Source organism: Luteibacter sp. UNC138MFCol5.1 (assembly GCF_900110505.1).
Classification (GTDB): domain Bacteria; phylum Pseudomonadota; class Gammaproteobacteria; order Xanthomonadales; family Rhodanobacteraceae; genus Luteibacter.
In genome coordinates this window covers 214,866-234,291 of the sequence record NZ_FODZ01000003.1, presented here as the reverse complement: position 1 = coordinate 234,291, position 19,426 = coordinate 214,866, and the positions used below count along the sequence as shown (strand labels likewise).

Sequence of the window (19,426 nt, the reverse complement as noted above, 5' to 3'; positions counted from 1 at the left end):
ACGGCGTCCTCTTCATCTCGTTCGAGCTAGCCGGAACCGCGACCGAGCCGGCGTGGGACTGGTTACCTCGGCAGACTGTCCAGCCTTACGTCCTGCGGTCGTATGAGTCGGAGCCAGAGCGTTCTCAGAAGAATTCCCGCCATCTTTCCATAGAAACGAACGTCGATTCGTCGTCCTTCTCGCTGATGCTCCATGTGAGCCAGCCTTGACTGGCTCAGGATGAAACCGCCTTTCGCCGCCAATCTATATGCCGACTCCGCTAGCTCGCGGTCAACTGCCGTACCTATCCCTCGGAAGTACATCTCGCCGAGCCACTGTGCCGCCAGACGGTCTCCATCCTGCGACGCCTGCCGTATGAATCCGAGGGCGCGATGGGCGTCGCCTCCGGCAAGCAGGAGTTCTCCGGCATATCTCACGTCTGCCGGCTGTCCACGCCGTGCCAGCCAAAGACTGGACGCGAGCATCCCAGCCCTGTCGTCGTCACCGAATTGCAGCGCCAGCATCGTCCGATGCGTGCCTTCTCGCTCGGCCATGGGCGAAACCGCTGCCAGCTGAGTGGCTTCATGCTTCCGCCCGCTCAGATAGAGTTCGCGCAGGCACGTCTGAAACTCCGCCTCCGCTTCCGTCGCTCCAAGATCGAAGGCTCTGGCGTACCACCTTCCGGCGGAATGGAAGTCCTGGCGCTCGATAAACGCCCAGCCGATATACCGGGCGTACCTGGGGTCGTCACCGAGGCCGGATGAGGTTTCCAAGGCCAGTGCACCTTCGAGATCGTTGGCCCGATCAAGTGCATCCAGGGCCGACCACGCGACATCTGAATCATTCATACGGCGACCTGTGGTTCATGCATCGTATCTGGCGTCGTTGAAACCGCGGGTTTGGATCGACGGTCAATCACAGAAATTCTCGAGCGATGCCATCCCCGGGCTACCCTGCGGCAGGTTCGCTGCTGCCAGAACGAAACCTTGACGCCAACGGGTGCCGTCACCGACAGGGGTGCCTTCGGCATGAATCATGAAAATCCCGCGAAGACCGTCATTCTTGTACAGTTCGCTTAGCCAATATCCGCCGTTGGCGGGCTTTCCCGCTTGGATGGGCTTGGCTTCCCACTTTCTGATCGCAGACTTCTCGCATAGCGAAAATCCCTGGGCGAGCAGTTTATCCCGAATGGCCTGGACGTACTGATAGGATCCGGACTCCGCGATGACGTGGAACGTCACGCCGTCGCCTGAATCGGACTGATGTATGTAAGAGACACTTCTGGCGCTGGCTGGCACCATCGCCTCCAGCTGGTTGTCTGGACTGGAACAGGCCGCGGTGCCCATGGCAGTCATAATCAGCACGGCTATCTTCCATGTAGGTAGCATGTCTATTCCTTAACCGGTGATCGTCGACGAGGTCAGCCATTGCGGTATGGCGTGAACGAATGGCCCTTCGCTCGTGGGAGTTTCAACGCATGCGCCGCTGGATAGGTACGTCGGGCCTCTTACGGACATCCTGCGAAAGAGGGGCCCGGTCTGTCCGACCCAGGAATGACAGGTCCGTCGAGACCGAGCTCGTTCAACTTCTGAAAGAGATCCCGAACACGAGGCTTTTCGCTCGGTGAAAGCCGGTCGCACTGCGCCATAAGGCCTGCTGTATCGGCTGCCATTCTGATGCGCATCAGATGAGACGTTTTGTCCCGATCATCCTGCCGAATCGATCGATACATCGCGACATCCTGGCTAAGCTCCGCCAGATATCGGGAGGTCAGCATCTCGTCGATGAAAACGGTATAAAAGCGATAGACGAGCACGGCAGCAACTGCGGCGCCAAGGAAAGCTGAGGCAGTTGCGAGAAGAAGACTTTTTACATTCATAAGGCTTTGGCCGCCTTGCATCATCGGGCGAGGCAAAAAGGGCATCGCATGGCCGGCCCCTGTCCTTCCGGCCATTCGAATCGACGTCCATCACGATTGCAGTCGATCCAACCGTGAGACAAATATGCCATCAAGGAGTGGGTGGTCCAAACCCGATCCCCAAATTCCCGAGAAACGTCAATCGACCATCTCGAACCTCGGGCGTACCAGACAGGTACATCGCGGCTCGGTCGATACCGAGAATCAGTGCCTGAAGCGCATCCACACCACCAGCGGAGCGAACCTTCTCATCACCGATACCGCGCAACTGGAAGGGGCAAAAGTAGTCTGTTCCATCGTCGTATGGGCGGGGCAGGCCGATCAGCAGTTCAATCGAGCCGCGCTCCGATTCGAAGGACCGTGAGGCAATGACTCGACCAAGTTCCATCAAATTGTCCAAGGCTAAGGTTTACCGGCGGTACCGGGGTCGGTAGCGGCAGGGTCTCGCGACGAACGGAGACGGGTAAAGTCAAAGTTGCACGCGTTACCCATGTTGAGCCTTGCAATCTACATCGTCCCGCAAGAGATCCGCCGAATAGTCCCCGAAATATCGGTCGAGCACTCCCCGTGGCACCTCGGCGATCGGCGGCCCGAAGCCCGCATCGAACGGTCCAGAGAAGGACGCCCCAGCTTCCCATGCGGTGGGCGATGGCACCCATCCGGCCTGCTGCAGATTTCCTGTCGAAAGGGAGCGCATTGATGGGTAACGTGCCGAGGTCAACAATCACCTCTGCCTTCTTCCAGTCAAGGTAGTGAGCTGAGACACGAAGCGTGCCCAGTCCTCTCGTGGCCGTTTCGGACTGGATTTCAGACGGCGTGTTGTAGTTGTCCAAGTCCTTGCATTGAGTGGCGGCGTCGCTCGATAAGATTCGAAGAGCGGCGACGAAGTAATAGAAAGTGTTCTCGAACACTTCATGGTCACTCATCTCGCTGGATGACAATCACATCTCCTAAGTAGGCTGGCAGAAGTTCGGCTTTTCTACCAAATCGCGAGTGCGCGCCCTTCATCATGCAGTTCCGCTGCCTCAACCTGCTGCCGGGACTCATCATCGAGCGGAATGGACAAGGTTCCAACATCGCCAAAGGTCAACGTTATGTTCTGCCCATCCACTTCCAGAGCGTCAGTCACCACAGCGCCGATGAATGCACAAAGCTGGTCACGAAAGTGGCCTGGGTCGTGCTCATAGATGACAGGGCGAGGCTTGCTGTAAGACGTCAAGGTTGCACCATCGAACTGGAACTGGAAATAGTCCATGACGAAAGCGACGGCCGAAAGCTGTCTTCCGAGCAATACCCGCTTGAGGATGGATGTAGCGTTCGTCATGTCCTGTCTCGCGATGTGCCGAACCGGTGAGTTATCGGGAACGGTCTGGCCGATAGATGGGTCAATCCCCTGGCTCGAACTGTTTTGATAGGTGCCATACCCGGTCGGGTATTGGTACTTTTGTTCTCGGACACTCGCGACGTGCATGCGTCAGCCATGAGGCAGTTCTGGGCACAGGGCTCAGGAACGTTACGGCCGTCGACGTGAAATGCCTCACGGCGCATTGTTAAGGATGCGAGTTCGTGCATGGAGCCAGGTCCAGACCTGATGTTGCAGGCGGCTGAAGGGCAGGTCACGGCGGCATGGCTCCAGGCATGGGCGGCGGTTGGCCAAGCGTTCCTGAGTGTTGCGGCGATATTTGCGGCCGTCCTCATCGCTCGCGCCAACCGGGCTCATTGGCCCGGTTGTCGGGCCACAAAGGGCCGGCAACCGGAAAAAATGCCCTATCGCCGTTCTGCGAAAGGGTCCGGCACGATGGACAATAGCTCACTTGCGGACTGCCGGACCGGAACCCACGAAGGGTGCTTGAATGCAACAAGACAGCCGTGAACGTCGTCATGTTTTCGCCTTCGGGGATAACGGCCGCATCCGGCAGGTCTTGCAGTAAATGCTTGAACTGGTTGAGTCGGTCGACAGTCGCCGCATTGAGCTGGCCTCGCTGCAACGACACCACGGAGCCAATGAAGTCCCTGGCATCTGTCGTCAGTTCCCAAGGGGCATTGTAGGAGCCCATAATCTCGCACTGTTCGACGGGATCAGCGCTGGCGACCTCCAAAGTCTTCCTCAATTGGCTCACGTAATTCAAATAGTCATCGTTCGTGTCGTCGGACATTGCTTGGCTCAGAGGATGGGCGGCTCGTAAGGCGGCGGGAATCGGCTCGATTGGCTCGATAACCAGGGGTTTCAGGAATACCGGTGTCTCCGGCGTCGGCTCTTCGACTTGCTCAGCCGGGCGGTAGGGCCTGGATGACGGACGAGGGTGCGCTTCCTCGGCTGTCATTAGGTTTCCCTGCTTGTCATACCGTTACCGCTTCGGAATGCTCGGCCGGGCGCTGGAGAAGCGGCTTGACGGCATCGAGCGCGCACCATGCCGGCAAAAGGAAGAAAGAGCGACCTGCCAGTCTTGGCAATGCGCCGTAGCTCAGTCAGAAGTCCACACGTAGACCCATGTGTCACCTTGCTTCGCATAAGTCACGGCAGTCGACTCCAGATGGCCCGCAACGACAACGTCGTGGCTGGAGCGTACTTCTTCGCGCTCATTTTTTCCGACTGGTGGTGAATTGAGCGCCGCGCTGCGCGTATACCAACCTGGACCGTCCTTCCGCACGTAGCAGAATTTTACGTCGTCACAGAACGTAGGTAGGTTTTCCAAGGCCCACCCTTCGCCTATCTTGAAAGCCACCACGAGTTGCGGGTGCCCGTTGTTGGAAACGCCGTAGAACGCGTACGCGTCGGACGTCGCATCCACGAATTTACCGTGAGCAAGCACGTAGCATCCGCTGCCTCCATCCCTGACATCGGCCTCGACGCTGGCGGTGTCGAGGCTTCTCATGGCCGGCACAGAAAGGCCCGGTCTTTCCTTGACAAGGTGCTTGACCAAGCCTGAGGGCAGGGCGTCGCTGCAAGGTTCCGCCGAGACGTGTCCAGAAAACAGCGTCGCGCCTGCGACGACGCACGCCAGGAACGATGTTGCATGTCTCATCAGTGCACTCCAAGTGCAGCAAGGCGCTGGGGGCTGCCACCGGCGGAGGAAGCCCTCGTCCGCGCCTTGATGTCGGGCACGAGTCCGGCCGAACATGCGGAGCGGCGGGGCGTGAAAATCAGCACCGGAAGGTCCCAGGTGTGGGCGGTGCTAGAAAGGTCGGGACAGAAGAGCATTGCATCGCTACTCCTGTCCCTTTGACTGTTTGGATTGACGCCCATCGTTGCGGCATTCGATTTAGCGGGGCGTACGTCGCCCAAGCATCTCCGCGAGACTCAAGTCCTTCATGTTATGAAAAATCACATCCTTTATTCGCCAGCCGGCTTGCGTTTCGACCGTGATGTATTCGATACGGATCTTTTCGTTGTCGCTTGGGTAAGTGAACGACACCATGACACGGTCTTTTCCGGTGGCTTCCAATGTCAAGTCGGTAGCGGCGGGGTCTTGCGACGAAAAAAGGATGTTGAAGTCGAGGTTGCACACCTCACCCTCGTGTTTTGCCTGGCAATCAGCATCGCCTTGCAACAGATCCACTAAATGGTGCTCGAAGTATCGTTCGAGCATGCTCCGTGGGGCTTCAGCTATCGTTGGCCCGAAGCCCGTATCAGCGGGGCCTGAGGACGACGCCATCGCCTCCCAAGCGTGGTCCCGGTAAAGGTGAGCGACCACATCGAGGGAGCCTGCCGCAGATCTTCTGTCGACGGCTAGTGCATTGATGGGCGAAAAGCAGGCAGTTGCTGACAAAAGCAGCATCATCCGGAGCGAGCCAGATTTCATCGTTTTCATTCTTTTCATTTCACTGCTGTTGCTGTGCCGGCGGCCGGTAAACCTGATGGGGCGCGGTACAGCCGAACCAATATCCCAGAACGGTCCGAACTTGTTACATCCATACTGGTAATAGGGAGCATCCCAAACGGGACCGTCAGGCATTGCGTCCACCTTTGCCGCACATGCAGCGTCGATACGGACGCTATGGCATCGCAGGACCTCTCGCATGTAGGGGAAGTCTGATTGCGCGTGATCCGTGACGCGCATCGCAAACGGCAACTTCTTACGGGGCCGCATCCCTCGATCAGCCCCTAGGGTGTTTCCTCTGGCAAAACTCGCCGGCTGGCGCACCGATGCGGTCCGGCGCATGAGCGGAGATGCCTGCCGTCGACACTTTTCCCCAGCGTAGCGGCTACCATCGCGACGCGCCGCCATCGCGGTGTCTTTCGCCAGGGGAAAATCCATGAACCGCACGTACCGTCTGGTATGGAACCGCGCGCTGCGCGTCGTCCAGGTCGCCTCCGAGCTCGCGTCGGCGACGGCAACGCCGTCGCTGGGCAGCCGCCCGCGCACCTGGCGTCTGAACCCGCTCGGCCTCGCCCTGGCGGCGTGCGGGATGCTTTCGATGTCGTCGCCCACGTGGGCGCAGGTTTGTGCCCAATGCGGCGCGGCCGGAGGCGCCGCCACCAGCGACCGCGCGGCCAGCGGCGGTCAGGGCAACGGTCAGGGCGGTTCGGCGCAGAACATCTCGGGCAGTCCTCACGTCGAGATCGCCGGCGGATCGTCGTCGGGCGGAGCAGGCGGCAACGGCGCGACCGGCATCGACGTCAGCGGCTCCGTAGGGCCGTCGGGCGGCGCGAGGGGCGGACTGGGAACGAGCGTCAATGGGGTCGCCACCGGCGGCCAGGGGGCGGACGGCGCGTCCGATGTCCACGTGCCCAGTGGTGGCGGTGGCGGCGGAACGGGCCTCTATAACTCCGGTGGGCCGGTCGTCCTGGGAGCGGGAACGATCATTATCGGGGGTGCGGGCGGCGCGGGCGGCACGCCGGTATCCGGCACGGGGGGCGGAGGTGGCGGCGGCGGTGGCGCGGCGATGATCCTCGCCGCGGGTGGCGCCAGTGGCGTCACCGTCGGCATCTCGTCGAGCCTCACGGGCGGCGCGGGCGGGCGCGGCGGCCAATCGACCACCGACTCACCGACCTGGGGTGGTGGGGGTGGCGGTGGCGGTGACGGCTTGTTGATTCTCGGCATCAACGCGAACGTGAACCTCACAGACCGGACGAGTCTCGTCCGCGGCGGTTCGGGTGGTGCGGGCGGCGCAGGTAACGGGGCTGGTGGCGGCGTGGCCGGCGATGCGGGCGCGGGCATCCGCGCCCTGGGCACCAATCTTTCGGTGACCAACGCCGGTACGGTCATGGGCGGCGACGCCACGGGCGCGGGCCTGGCGGGTTCGGCGATCGTCACGCAGTCGAATGCGACCATCGTCAACAGCGGAACGCTCTCCGGCGGCATCGTCAACGGCGGCCACGCCTCGTCGGTCGTCTTCAACGGCGGTGGCGGCACCCTGATTCTTGCCGCCGGTTCCGTCGTGCAGGGTGCCGTCGAACTCGCACCGGGCGCCGCGGCCACGATCACGTCCACGGCGGCGTCGGCGATCGACGGCGCGACGCTCGACGGTGGCGGTGCCTCGCTGTCGCTCAACCTCGCGCGAGCCCTCGACATGGGCCGGGCGATCACCGGCAGCGGCAACGTGCGAACCAGCGGCACGGGCGACCTGTACCTGCGCGGCCTGAACTTGGACGGCAGCGCCGACTTCGCGGCGTCGGGCGAGGTGTTCGCGATGGACGGCACGATGCAGACCTTCGGCTCGCAGCACTACGCCGCGCCCGTCCTCGTCGCCCAGGACACGAACTTCATCAGCGGCACGTCGTCGGTGACTTTCGATGGCACGCTCGACACCACGGGCGGCGCGAACAGCATCACGGTGAACGCGCCCGTGGGTGCCGTTACCTTCGGCAACATGGTCGGACCGGGCAGCCTGCCGTCGTTGACGGTGGCGGCGGACGCGCTCGCCATCGGTGCCGTCAACGCGAGCTCGCTCACGCTGGCCATCACCGGCGACATCACGCAGGCGTCCGCGTTCTACGTGTCCGGGGTGAGCCGCTTCATCAGTGGTGGCGACGTCATCCTGACCAGCGCCGGCAATGCCTTCGGCGGCGCCGTGAATCTGCAGGGGCGCAACGTCGCGGTCGCCACGTCCGGCAACCTCGCGGTCAACGCGATCGACGTCGGAGGAGCCGGCAACGTCGCGTTGTCCGCCGCCGGCACGCTTACGTTCGCGTCGCCCGTGTCGACCGCGGGTGACATCGCATTGTCGGGGCGGCTGACCTCGGCGCGACTGAGCGGTCGCAACGTGTCCCTCAATGCCATTGGCGGGCTCACCCTGAACGACGACATCGCGGCGAGCGGCGTTCTTTCGCTCGGTTCGACGGCGAGCGTCGATCAGGTGGCCGGTGCGATCCAGGCGAACACGCTGACCGCGACCACGTCGGGCAGCCTCACGCTCAATGGCGCAGCCAATGCCATCGCGACCGTCGGCGACGTTACCGCCAACGATTTTTCCCTGGCGGACGGCGTCCCGGTCACCTTCGCCGGCAACGTGCGGGTAGGCACGTTCGAACTCGCGGCGAACGTCGGCGCCACGGTGACCGGTTCGATCGTGGCGAACACCGTCGCCACCCTCGGTGCCGGCACGGTGCTCAGCATCGGCAACGGCGGTACGAGCGGTTCGTTCACGGCTGACCTGATCGACCACGGCACGCTCGTCTTCAACCGCGCCGATACCGCGAGCTTCACCGAGGCCCTGGCCGGCGACGGCAGCCTCGTGAAACAGGGCGCGGGGAAGCTGCTGTTCGATGGAGACGGCTCGCCGTTTCAGGGGCAGACGCATGTGCAAGCGGGCGAGCTCGTGGTGGGCAGCACGGCCGGCAGCAACGCGAAGCTGGCGGGCCCGGTCGACGTCGCCACGGGTGCCGCGCTCGGCGGCCATGGCCGCATCCTCGGCGACGTGACCCTCGCGACCGGCGCGACGCTGTCGCCCGGTAATTCCATCGGCACGCTGTCGATCGATGGCGACTTCACGCTGGCGCAGGGCACCGCCATGACCGCCGAGCTCGGCGCAGCCGGTGTCGGCGACAGCGTCGTCGTCGGTGGCAATCTCACCATCGACGGCACCACGCTCGACGTGGTCGATGCGGGCGGCATGGGCCCGGGCGTCTACAACCTCTTCTCCTACGGCGGCTCGCTGACGCTAGCCAACGGCGGCCTAATCCTGAATTCCCTTCCGGCGAACCATCAGGCGGCGTTGCAGGTGCTCACCGGCGACAAGCGCATCAACCTCGTCGACTACACGAACGCCACGTTGAACTACTGGAACGCGAACGGTCAGGCCGACGCCGCGCACGCCGGCGGTGGTAGCGGCACATGGAGCGTCACCTCGCCGACCTGGACCGATGCGCAGGGTTCGGTCACCGCGCCGATGACGCCGCAGCCGGGCTTCGCGATCTTCGGCGGCGCGCCGGGCACGGTCTTCGTGGACGACGGGAACGGCGCCGTCACGACCACGGGCATGCAGTTCCTGAGCGACGGGTATCGCGTGACGGGCGACGCGCTTGGACTCGTCGCGTCGGGTGGCCCGGCGACCATCCGCGTCGGTGACGGCAGCGAAAGCAGCAGTGGTTACGTCGCCACGATCGACGCGGCGCTTACCGGCACGCAGGGCCTGACCAAGGCCGACGCCGGTACCCTCGTGCTCAACGGCGAAAACCTGTACTCGGGCGACACGACGATCAGCGGCGGCCATCTGCAGGTGAGCGACGACGCCAATCTTGGTCAGGCCGGCAACGGCGTGGCGCTGCAAGGGGGCACGCTGCGCGTGACGGGAACCGGCTACTCCGCTACGGATCGCACGCTTTCGGTGCTGCTCGATGGCGGCATCGAGATCGCGGATTCCGGCAATGCCTTCGCGTGGAACGGCAACGTGAGCGGCCCCGGCACGTTGCACAAGCTGGGCGCGGGTACGCTGGTGTTCGACCACGCCAACACGAACACCGGTCCGCTGGTCGTCGAGGAGGGCACGTTGCGGGTGGGCGACAGCGGTGCCATCGGTTCGGGTGCGCTCGCGATCCGCGACGGGGCGACATTCGAAGCCGCAGCCGACGGTTTGTCGTTCGTCAACACGGTAAACCTCGGCGGCCACGCGACGGTGGCCGTGAACGGCGGCGACACGCTGACGTTCAACGGCGGTCTCGCCGACGATATCGCGCCCGGCATGCTGGTGAAGACCGGCACGGGCACGCTTGCGCTGACGGCGACGGGCGCCTACACCGGCGGCACCGAGGTCGACGCGGGTACGCTCCGCCTGGCCGCCGGTGGCGCGGCAGGCACCGGCACGGTCGCCCTGCACGACGGCAGCACGCTGGCGCTGGTGCAGGACGGCATGTCGGTCGGCAACGCGCTGTCGGTCGCCGGTAACGCGAACGTCGACGTGGCGAATGCCGCCGCGCTCACGGGCGACATCGGCGATGGCGCGTCGGCCGGAGGCGTCACCAAGACAGGCGCCGGCATGCTTACGCTTACCGGTAACACCACCTATTCGGGCGTTACGACCATCGCCGATGGCACGTTGCGTGTAGGCGACGGTGGCACGCGCGGTACATTGCCAGCCACCATCGTCAATCACGGCGAGCTCGTGATCGATCGCGCCGACGACGTCGGCTACGCGGGATCGATGTCCGGCGACGGCACGCTCCGCAAGCTGGGGAATGCCGTACTCCATCTGACCGGCGACAGCGCCGCGTTCACCGGCGCATCGTCCATCGAGGGCGGTACCCTCCAGCTCGACGGAACGCTGGGCGGCAGCCTTGCCCTGACCGCTGGCACGGTGCTCACCGGTGTCGGTGCGGCCGGCTCGGTCGCACTCGCCGTCGGAGCCCAGCTTTCGCCGGGAGGCGAGGGCACGATAGGCGCGCTCGCCTTCCACGGCGATCTCGACATGGCCAGTGGCTCGCGGTACGTGGTGGACGTGAGCGACGCGGGGCAGGCCGATCGCGTGACCGTCGACGGCCATGCGCATCTCGGCGGCGGTTCCGTCGTGAGCCTGGGAACCGGCAATCGCTGGAGCGCGGACACCACGTACACCATCCTGACCAGCGCAGGTGGCGTGGACGGCCGGTTCGCGGACGTCTCCAACAATCTCGCCTTCCTAGCGCCTTCGCTGGGTTACACGGCCAACGCGGTCGCGCTGACCCTGAGCCGCAACGACACGGCATTTCCCGACGTGGCCGCTACACGGAACCAGCGCGCGGCGGCGGCGGGCGTGGAGTCATTGGGCGCGGGCGTGGCGGCATACGACGCGGTGGTAAGTATGAACGCCGCAGGCGCGAGAAAGGCGTTCGACGCGTTCTCGGGCGAAATCCACGCCAACTTCCGTGGCGCCATCGTGGAGGACGACCGCTACCAGCGCGATGCCATCAGGCAGCACTTGCTCGAGGGTGGCGGTAGCGAGGGAGGGGTGTGGACGTCCGCCTGGGGCCACTGGGGCGACCACGAGGGCGACGGCAATGCCTCGCGTCTGCGCGAGAACGGTGGCGGCCTGATGGTGGGCGCCGATGCGGGCGTTGAGGGCGACATGCGCATCGGCATCGCTCTGGGCACGGGTCACGTGTCGGCATCGGCGGGCCGGGATGACGCGCAGGGCGACACGCGGACCGCGGCGGTCTATGGCGCCGGTCAATACGGCAACGTGTCGCTGCAGGCCGGTGTCCTTTACAGCCATCGCGATATCGACACGCATCGCGCGATGGACGTGGACGCGATAACGGGTCGGCTTAATGGCAGCCAGCGTGCGCGTTCGGCGCAGGCGTATATCGAAGGCGCCTACGCCTTCCGTTTCGAGCGTAGCTCGGTCGATCCGTTTATCAACGTCGCACGCCAGCAACTGCGCACGAGCGCGCTGCACGAGCAGGGCACCGACGCCGCGCTCGACGTCATGGGTGAGAAGAGTGCGCAGACGTTCGGCACGGCGGGTGTGCGGGGACGCTGGGATCTTTCGCCGCAGGGCGACATAGGCCTCTTCGGCAGCCTTGGCTGGCAGCACGCCTGGGGCGACACCGAGACGTTGAGCCGCCAGCGCTTCGCCGCGGGCGGAAATGGGTTCACGGTGGCCGGTACGCCGATCGCGGGTAACGTGGGCGTGCTGACGTTCGGCTTGCGATTCAGACCGTGGGCATCGGTCACGGTGGACGCGTCGTACGCGGGGCAGTTCGCGACCCACGCGAAGGATCAGTCGGCGCGGTTAGGCGTGAGCTGGGTGTTCTGATGGTCCGCGGCGTGGTATCGCGGAAGCGTCCGCGGTACGTCCGCAGCGCGCACACGACGACATCGAAGCAAAACGCAATCGGGCCAGGAGTAATCCTGGCCCGAGCGTCGAGATGGTGGAGGTGGCGGGAGTCGAACCCGCGTTCCATGTAGCCAAATCAAAGATTTGAATATAACTAGTGACTAGAACTCGCCCAGTCAGTCGACGAACGCAACCAAGCCCTTACCAGCCTTGGCGATCGTGCCTAGTTCGTAGGCGCTAAGTCTGCCTACATCAGTGAATGTCACACGAGCGCCGCCGTTTGCCGCTGCCGCTGCGATGAGACCTAGCTCGTAGGCGCTCTTGCCAGCAATGCTTACGGTGAACCCGCCGCCAGCTTGCGCGAGGGTGGACAACTCGTAGACAGATAACTTTGCGATGCTCACTTTACGTCCTTTAATGTGGATGCTTGATTCCAAAGGGCTGCTACCTTTGCCCCCGCGTCAGGGGCGATGGATGGTATCCAGCGCCCGTAAACCTTGATAATCATAGCCCAGTCTTTGTGCCCCATCATCGAGGCAACCCACACGGGGTTCTCGCCAGCGGACAACAGCGTGGACGCGAAGGTGTGCCGCGTCTGGTATGGGTAGCGGTAACGCACTTGCGCCCGGCGTAGGGCAGGCTGCCACGCCGTCTTGCGGATCGGGCCGTCGTGCAGCCACGGCTCGCCGGTACGCGGGTTCAGGAACACCTCCTTTCCGGCAAGCTGGGTGTGGACCCGCTGGGCCTGCAAAGCATCCAAGGCAGGCTGGAGCAGAGTGATCACGCGCCGGCCCGCCCGCGTCTTCGGCGCCTTGACCTGCTTCCGAACCTTCGCCCGGCGAACCGTCATCGTTCTGCCGGCGAGGTCGATGTCGTCCCACCGGAGGGCGATGAGCTCGCTCGTGCGCAGCCCCGTCCAGAAGGCGAACTGGAACAGGTTACGGACCTGCCCCTCGCATGCGGCAAGGATCGCCGCCACTTCCGCCTGGTCGAACGGGTCGACGTCGTCCTCCTCCTTCGGTGGCTCGACCTTCTTCGGCGTCCATCCCGTGAAAGGATTCGTCTGGATGAGTTCGTCATCCATGGCGGCGTCGTACATGCCTCGCATCGGCAGGAGCAGATTGCTGATGCGCTTCAGGCCGCACGTCTGCGCTGCCACCCAAGCCTTCAGGTCGGAGCGCGTCAGCTCCGAAAGGCGCTTCGCGCCGAAGGCCGGTTTCCACACCCTCGCGATAGCCAGCTCGTAGTCCCGGAAAGTCGTGTGCGTCAGCTCGCCACGCCGGCCATCGAGCCAGCGATCCAGTGCCTCTCCAATCGTAATAGCCGCGCCTGGCGTCTTCGCCATCGTGCGAGCACGGTTGCTGTCGGGGAAGTATTTCGCGTAGTCGAACGTCCCGCGGGCGATCTCGGCTAGGATCTGCGCCTTGAGATTCTCGACGTACCGCTGGTTGGCCTTCGTGGGCGGAAGCCGGATCCGTTCCCGGCATCGCACGCCCTGGTAGTAGAAGTCGATCGCTATGCTGCTTTGCGTTGCAGGTCGGACACCGTTCGCCCTTCCACCCATCTCTCGTATCCCTCTGTGCTGATCAGGACGCGGCCGTCGGGCGCGCGCTTCCATACCATCCCTTCGAGCCACACCCCGTTCTTGATCTTGGCGCGGATGGCTTCCTCGCTGTAGCCGGATTCGACCGCGAACTTGGCGACGGTCATGTACTTCATCGTTCGACCCTCCTGAACTCCACCGCCCATACCCACGGGTTAGCGGACCAGCTGCCGGCGCCGTTGATCGATTCCCAGAGGTGCGCGAAGCCGTGGACCGTCGCCGGTAGCAGCTCGCCGCGCGTGGCGTCGCTTCCCACGGCGGTGGCCGCCATGTGGTTGTCGACACCCTCGGCGTGTGCCTGCTTCTCGCTGATGTCCTGCAACCGCTCCACGCGCACGGCGGTTACCTCGAGCGTGATCCGGCTGGCCCAGCGGGGCATGAAGCGGGCATGTCGGTAGCGCCCCGGCGCGGCCTCGCCAGGCGTCGAGCCAAACTCCCGCCAGTCCTTGGCGCTGTTCCGTGCGCCATCCGCCTCGTAGCGGATTGGAGCCCACGGCCTGCGGTAGCCGGCCTCCATGCATCGGTCGGCGATAGCGGATCCCGAGAGGGCGTCGAGCGATGCTGCCGCTCGCCATGCCTCGCGTACCCAGAGCCGATCGCCGACTGCGCACGGCGCGCGTTGCTGACGTTCGAGGTCCCATTCCGGGTTGTGAGGGATGCGGTGGGCGAAGTGCCAGAGGTTGCCACCTTCGTGGCGAAACTCGCCGACATATCCTGGCACGTGTTCCCAGTGATGAGCCCAAGGTTGGCGCTTCACCACCCGCCGCGTCACCGTCTTGCGGCCCTGGAGAATTGCTCGGATCATCGGCGTACTGAACAGGATGGGGAGTTCACGCATGGGAAAGGTCCACGAATTCGAAGCTAACGGCCGCAAATTCACTCTCCGGATGACCGAGAGGCTTGGTGACCGCGAGTACCACTGGACGGCGGAGGTGGAATTGAACGGGAAGTCCATTGGGACCGTGTCGGGACGTACCCGACGCGAGACAATCCCGGTCGGAAGCTGGGACGAGGGCACGCTGCACGCCATGGCCTACTTCGAAGCCCAAGAGGCGGTCAAGCGCCGTGAGGGAGTCTCCTGGTAGGCAAATCACGACTGCACCGCCTTGGTCTTCTCGCGGGCCAGCATTCGGCGGTGCAGCTCTTTGACGAAGAGCACCTTCGGCTCGTCCCAATTCGAGACGGAGAGGCCGTGCAGAAGCGCCATCGTCAGGTCGTCCGGATTGGCGACCGGCGCCGATGGCGCGACCGGAATCACGGTGACCACCTTCGACGGATCGTCGGCCTCGACGACGGCGATGCCCATCTCGCGCATGCTGGCCTTGTCCTCGGCCGATAGCTGGCCGCGCGGGAATACGATCACCTGGTTCATTCCGGCCCCTCCGGCGCGGCGGCGATCATGGCCGTGTAGATGCCAAGCATCGTTCCGTCCGACGCATTACCTGCCTTGACCATCGACCAGCTCGGCTCGACTGGCACGAGCTTCCACCCCTCCGGCACCGCCGAATACCCGGTATGCGGGTGGGCGGCGATGATCGCTGCCCGGATGCGTGCAGGAACCACATCGACAGGGCAATCGCTAGGCGCTGCATCGACATAAGCCGCCGTAGCACGCCGTACCATCTCATCCGTCACCCCATCCCCAGCCGTGACGACAGCCGGGCGCGGGGCGAAAATACGGCGCACGCTCTCGATGGCTTCGGGCGTGTAACCCTCAATGTGAGTACCGTCGATGATGTTCTGGCGCCCTGCATCGTAGGCAGCGCACATAGCGGCCACGACCCAGTCGTGGGGCATGAAGTTCGGAACCTTGGTGTAGGCGTGATCGGTGTCCACCCGCGCGTAGTTCTGCGCGATACGAACCATCTGCGCCGGATTCACCATAGGCAACGCCGTGCGGCTGATCCACGTCACCCCATCGCCCACCGCCTGCTCGGGCTTCAGTTGGTCAAGGTATGCGTTCAACGCGGCCGTCGACTCTGCAAACGCCGCGTCGCCTTTCGGCCACTTCGACCTCGGCTGCTCGACAGGCTCGGCGGCTTGCTGCGCCGATTTCGCGCGCTCGGCCAGCAGTTCGCCGAACGTCTCGACGTACTGTTCCGGCGTGGCTCCCCACGAGAGCGAGCACTCGTCTATCGACTCACTCGGATCATCTTCGTCCGGAACCTCTTCGGTGAAGAACGCGCGCTCGATACCGTCGAGGCATGCGCTACGGCGCTGCAGGTTGCCGATGTTCGTCATGACGACATCCATCGATCGGACAGCCGATCCGATGTGCAGGGCGTCGCACACGGCGGCGAGGATTGCGTCGGCGGTGTTTTCGGTGCTCATGCCTTCTCGGCCTCCTGCTTCTTCGCCTGCTCGACGGCGTCGGTGAGTTTCTGGATGTAGGACTCCGCGGCGGCGATCGACATCACCTGGTGCCCGCCGCAGACGAATGTGTGGACCTTGCCGGCGATGGCGCTGGCTTCGGGGCGGTAGGCGTTCGGGCTCATGCGGCTTGATCCGGCAGGGTGAGGCCGCGCTGCATGGTGCGGCGATGCGCGATCGCGGCGTACTCTGGATTCAGTTCGATGAGAAGGGAGTCTCGCCCCAAGCGCTCGGCCGCCACCCCGGTCGTGCCAGCGCCGCCGAACGGATCGAGCACGACGCCGCCGGCGGGCGTGCCCGCAAGAATGCAGGGCTCGATCAGGTCGGGTGGGAATGTCGCGAAGTGCGCCTCCTTGAACGGCTGGGTGGCCACCGTCCACACGCTTCTGCGATTACGGCGACCGGTATAGTCGACGTCGTCCCGGTCGAGGCGATGCTGTGGTTTCTGGCCGTGATCGCCAGCTGACGCTTTCGTTTCGCGGGCGAACGAGTTGCGGCGGCTACCGCCCACGGCGCGCATGGTGCCGTTGGTCTTGCCGGGGACGCGTTCGCTACCGATCTGGGCATCCACGTTTTGCGCCAGCCGCGCGACGCTCGACGGCTCCAGTTCTTCCGATATCGCCGCCTGGTCGAAGTAGTAGCGCTCGGACTTGCTCAGGAGGAACAGGTACTCGTGCGCCTTCGTGCAGCGGTCGCGCACGCTCTCCGGCATCGGGTTCGGCTTGTGCCAGATGATGTCCTGACGGAGATACCAGCCGTCAGCCTGAAGGGCCAGCGCAACGCGCCAAGGGATACCGATCAAGTCCTTGGGCTTGAGTCCAGGGGTACGCTTCAGGCTACCGGTGCCCGATGTCCCGAGCGGGTATGCGCTGATGCGGCGCGCTTCCAGCATCGACGAGCCTTCGAGCTTCGATGACGCCTCGCCCGCAGTGTTTCCGCGCGACTGGGCGCCCCACGATCCGGCGTAGCTGTCCCCGAGATTGAGCCAGAGCGTACCGTCGTCCCTTAGAACTCGCCGAACCTCACGGAACACCGCTACGAGCTCGGCCACGAATTCTTCCGGCGAGGGTTCCAGTCCAATCTGTCCGTCGACGCCGTAGTCGCGCAAGCCGAAGTAGGGCGGGCTGGTGACGCAGGTGTGCGCGGAGGCCTCCGGCAGAGTGCGAAGGACGTCGCGGCAGTCACCCGTGATGATGGACACCGTCATGCCGCGACCGCCATGTCTTCGTACGCCGCATCGAGGTTCGCCTCAGCGATCGCGCGGAGCGGCGGCGGGCTCACGGAGTTGCCCACCATACGCACGCTCTTGCTGATGCTCAGCGGCCGCCCGTCGGCCGTGCGATCGATGATGTAGTCGGCCGGGAAGCCCTGCGCGCGGAAAAGTTCCTCACGGCGGAGCATGCGCAGGCCGATGTCAACGATCACGTACAGGTTGCCCTGCACCCACACAGTGACCAGCGCGAGGCGGTCCTTCGTGGTCACGGTGTCGAGAGGTTCGTCGATGTCGACGCCTCGCGCCGTGCCGTAGTACTTGATGAGGAACGCGGCGACACGCAGCGCGCCCGCCTCGTGCTCGGGGCTGAGCGTGCACTCGACGACCGCGTGGTGCTCGCCGCCTGCGCTGATGGTGTGCAGCGCGTCGGCGACATCAGCTGCTGAGCTCGTGCCGCGCAGCTTCGCCAGGTGCGCCGAAGCCAGCGAGGTCTTGCCACTGCCGCCCGCCGTGATCGCGCCCACGGGATCGTTCGCGTCGGCACCGATGGACTTCCCGAACTGGCGGACCAGGTACGCCGTCGAGACACCCATGGCGTGCGCCGCACCGGCGGGCCGCGCAGCGCCCGCGCCTGACGTGATGGTGGGCATCGGGGCGCCCGCTGCGGTCCCGGTGCTGTCGCCACGGAACTTCACCAGGTGCGCGGCGGCGACGGCGTGCTTCACACCACCGGCCGGGGCGACGCCGATCGGCTTCTCGATGTCCAGCGACCGCGGCGCTTGGCCGGCCCGCTCACCGTAGCCCGTCTGGACCAGCGTAGGCGCGATCAGCGCGAAATGGCCGCCCTTCACCTCGGCGCACATCGTGCCGATCGGACGGGTGACCGGCTTGTTCGTGTCGACCGACGCCTGGGCGTGCTGCGTGATCAGCGGTGCCAGCGTGGGCTGCACGAGCGCCGCGTCGTATTTCGCGGTCGTGGTGGCGCCCGGCTCGTGCACGCTGCTCTCGGCGGTCTGGCCGCGCCGCCCGCCGACGCCCACGATGAACGGTTCGGCGGCTTTCAATACGTAGCGGTCCACGCCGCGTGCGATGCGGCGCATGGTGGCGTCGGCCAGCGGCTTCTTGCGCTCGAAAATCGACGGGCAGGGCACGGCGAAATCGATGCAGTCGGCGGCGGTGACGTAGGGGTTGGCGCGGCCCGGGCCGTGGGTCGGCTCCGGCCACACGATCGGCTGGCCGTCGCGGCGGGCGACGAGGAACAGGCGCTTACGGCTGGTGCCGGCGCCGTAATCGCTCGCGACGAGCTTCCGCCACTCGACGACGTAGCCGAGCGAGCGGAGCGCGCCGACGAAGTGCTCCCACGTCCGGCCGGCGTGCTTCTTGTCGGGAACGAGGCACTGCTCCCAGACCGACACGCGCTCGCCGCGCGCGGCGACCGTGCCGTCCAGCTTCACGACGCGGCCGGTCGCCTTGTCGCGCTTCGCGACCAGCGGACCCCACTTCAGGATCTGCTCGACGTTCTCCAGGCTGACGATGCGCGGCGCGAGACCGGCGCGGGCCAGCGTGCCAGCGACCTTCAGCACGACCCACGACAGAGAGCGCGTCGCCTTGCTTCGAGGCTGGCCGCCCTTCGCCTGGCTGAAGTGCGTGCAGTCCGGCGAGGCGTGGAACCAGCCCACGAGCCGACCGGCAACCTCGCGCAGGATGTCGACCGCCCAGACGTCGGCCTCCATGTGCCGGGTGAACGGGTGATTCGCCGCATGCATGGCGATCGCGTCCGGGTCGTGGTTGACCGCGACGTCGGGGTCGCGGCCGAGTGCCTGACGCAGCGCCTCGCTCGCGCCGCCGCCACCGGCAAAGAAGTCGACGACGATCTCGCCCGGGCGAAGGCGAGAGGGCGTCGCGCGCGAGGGGAAGTTGAAGCCGGTCTGGCGGTTGCCGTCAGCCATGTGCGTGGCGCTCCTGATGGGCGTTCTGCGGAAAGTCGGGATGGGTTCCCCACGGCGCGCGCATCTCGCGCCATGGGTGGTTGGGTTCGATGCACCGGCGGTGGGCGTAGCGCCCGCGGTTCCCGTCGAGCCAGAGCTCGCGCTGCTGGGTCTGCTGGTTGTCGAACCAGCCGTCGAAGAGGTCGCCGGTGCGGGGCATG

Annotated in this window: 20 protein-coding genes; 2 read left to right on the top strand and 18 right to left on the bottom strand. The window is 64.9% G+C overall.

Features of this window, described 5'->3' with window-relative positions:
• Positions 1–62 precede the first annotated feature (62 nt).
• The 8 genes from BMY69_RS09460 to BMY69_RS19335 form a co-directional block, all read right to left on the bottom strand.
• A complete protein-coding gene (locus BMY69_RS09460) occupies positions 63–827 on the bottom strand; it encodes an SEL1-like repeat protein (RefSeq protein WP_090177504.1) in 765 nt (254 codons plus the stop codon).
• A 63-nt stretch (positions 828–890) separates the two neighbouring features.
• Positions 891–1,343, bottom strand: a complete 453-nt coding sequence (locus BMY69_RS09455) for a hypothetical protein (RefSeq protein ID WP_143070451.1) — start codon at positions 1,341–1,343, stop codon at positions 891–893.
• 143 nt (positions 1,344–1,486) lie between these two features.
• Entirely contained in the window at positions 1,487–1,933 is a 447-nt protein-coding gene (locus BMY69_RS19350) for a hypothetical protein (RefSeq protein ID WP_143070450.1), read from the bottom strand.
• A gap of 55 nt (positions 1,934–1,988) precedes the next feature.
• Positions 1,989–2,297 (bottom strand): DUF6968 family protein, encoded by a 309-nt coding sequence (locus BMY69_RS19345; protein ID WP_143070449.1) that lies wholly within the window; start codon positions 2,295–2,297, stop codon positions 1,989–1,991.
• A 579-nt stretch (positions 2,298–2,876) separates the two neighbouring features.
• A complete protein-coding gene (locus BMY69_RS09450) occupies positions 2,877–3,368 on the bottom strand; it encodes a hypothetical protein (protein WP_143070448.1) in 492 nt (163 codons plus the stop codon).
• Between the two features lie 223 nt (positions 3,369–3,591).
• Positions 3,592–4,221 carry a hypothetical protein gene (locus BMY69_RS09445; RefSeq protein WP_143070447.1) on the bottom strand — a complete coding sequence of 210 codons (630 nt, stop codon included), beginning with the start codon at positions 4,219–4,221 and terminating at the stop codon, positions 3,592–3,594.
• Between the two features lie 141 nt (positions 4,222–4,362).
• On the bottom strand, positions 4,363–4,923 hold the full coding sequence (locus BMY69_RS19340; RefSeq protein ID WP_143070446.1) for a hypothetical protein: 561 nt from the start codon (positions 4,921–4,923) through the stop codon (positions 4,363–4,365).
• 237 nt (positions 4,924–5,160) lie between these two features.
• A complete protein-coding gene (locus BMY69_RS19335; protein ID WP_143070445.1) occupies positions 5,161–6,156 on the bottom strand; it encodes a hypothetical protein in 996 nt (331 codons plus the stop codon).
• Here BMY69_RS19335 and BMY69_RS09435 point away from each other — a divergent pair.
• Entirely contained in the window at positions 6,155–12,070 is a 5,916-nt protein-coding gene (locus tag BMY69_RS09435; RefSeq protein WP_090177491.1) for an autotransporter domain-containing protein, read from the top strand. The genes BMY69_RS19335 and BMY69_RS09435 overlap by 2 nt on opposite strands.
• A gap of 197 nt (positions 12,071–12,267) precedes the next feature.
• On the opposite strand, the gene BMY69_RS09430 is transcribed toward BMY69_RS09435, so the two are convergent.
• From BMY69_RS09430 to BMY69_RS09415, 4 genes are read right to left on the bottom strand one after another with little or no spacing between them, the layout of a single operon-like run.
• Complete coding sequence (locus BMY69_RS09430) at positions 12,268–12,495, bottom strand: hypothetical protein (protein ID WP_090177488.1); 228 nt, start codon at positions 12,493–12,495, stop codon at positions 12,268–12,270.
• Complete coding sequence (locus tag BMY69_RS09425) at positions 12,492–13,655, bottom strand: Arm DNA-binding domain-containing protein (RefSeq protein ID WP_090177485.1); 1,164 nt, start codon at positions 13,653–13,655, stop codon at positions 12,492–12,494. Before BMY69_RS09425 ends, BMY69_RS09430 begins: the two co-directional genes overlap by 4 nt.
• Positions 13,607–13,810, bottom strand: a complete 204-nt coding sequence (locus BMY69_RS09420) for a hypothetical protein (protein WP_090177483.1) — start codon at positions 13,808–13,810, stop codon at positions 13,607–13,609. Before BMY69_RS09420 ends, BMY69_RS09425 begins: the two co-directional genes overlap by 49 nt.
• Positions 13,807–14,532, bottom strand: coding sequence for a hypothetical protein (locus BMY69_RS09415; RefSeq protein WP_090177481.1), 726 nt, complete (start codon positions 14,530–14,532; stop codon positions 13,807–13,809). The genes BMY69_RS09420 and BMY69_RS09415 overlap by 4 nt, the downstream gene beginning before the upstream one ends.
• Between BMY69_RS09415 and BMY69_RS09410 the strand changes: the two genes are divergently transcribed.
• Positions 14,531–14,779, top strand: a complete 249-nt coding sequence (locus BMY69_RS09410) for a hypothetical protein (protein WP_090177480.1) — start codon at positions 14,531–14,533, stop codon at positions 14,777–14,779. The two genes, BMY69_RS09415 and BMY69_RS09410, sit on opposite strands and share 2 nt — an antisense overlap.
• Positions 14,780–14,784: 5 nt before the next feature.
• Here the strand turns inward: BMY69_RS09410 and BMY69_RS09405 are convergent, their stop codons facing one another.
• Genes BMY69_RS09405 through BMY69_RS09385 form a run of 6 tightly spaced genes read right to left on the bottom strand, consistent with a single transcriptional unit; the run spans position 14,785 to position 19,425 of the window.
• Positions 14,785–15,066: a hypothetical protein gene (locus tag BMY69_RS09405; protein ID WP_090177477.1), complete on the bottom strand. Its 282-nt coding sequence runs from the start codon at positions 15,064–15,066 to the stop codon at positions 14,785–14,787.
• A complete protein-coding gene (locus BMY69_RS09400; protein ID WP_090177474.1) occupies positions 15,063–16,025 on the bottom strand; it encodes a hypothetical protein in 963 nt (320 codons plus the stop codon). The genes BMY69_RS09405 and BMY69_RS09400 overlap by 4 nt, the downstream gene beginning before the upstream one ends.
• The gene (locus BMY69_RS19655) at positions 16,022–16,189 is read right to left on the bottom strand and encodes a hypothetical protein (RefSeq protein ID WP_177191132.1); all 168 of its coding nucleotides are present in this window, start codon (positions 16,187–16,189) and stop codon (positions 16,022–16,024) included. The genes BMY69_RS09400 and BMY69_RS19655 overlap by 4 nt, the downstream gene beginning before the upstream one ends.
• Positions 16,186–17,271, bottom strand: a complete 1,086-nt coding sequence (locus BMY69_RS09395; protein WP_090177471.1) for a DNA-methyltransferase — start codon at positions 17,269–17,271, stop codon at positions 16,186–16,188. The genes BMY69_RS19655 and BMY69_RS09395 overlap by 4 nt, the downstream gene beginning before the upstream one ends.
• Positions 17,268–19,226, bottom strand: a complete 1,959-nt coding sequence (locus BMY69_RS09390) for a DNA cytosine methyltransferase (protein WP_090177469.1) — start codon at positions 19,224–19,226, stop codon at positions 17,268–17,270. The genes BMY69_RS09395 and BMY69_RS09390 overlap by 4 nt, the downstream gene beginning before the upstream one ends.
• Positions 19,219–19,425 carry a hypothetical protein gene (locus BMY69_RS09385; RefSeq protein WP_090177466.1) on the bottom strand — a complete coding sequence of 69 codons (207 nt, stop codon included), beginning with the start codon at positions 19,423–19,425 and terminating at the stop codon, positions 19,219–19,221. The genes BMY69_RS09390 and BMY69_RS09385 overlap by 8 nt, the downstream gene beginning before the upstream one ends.
• Between the last annotated feature and the right edge of the window lies 1 nt (position 19,426).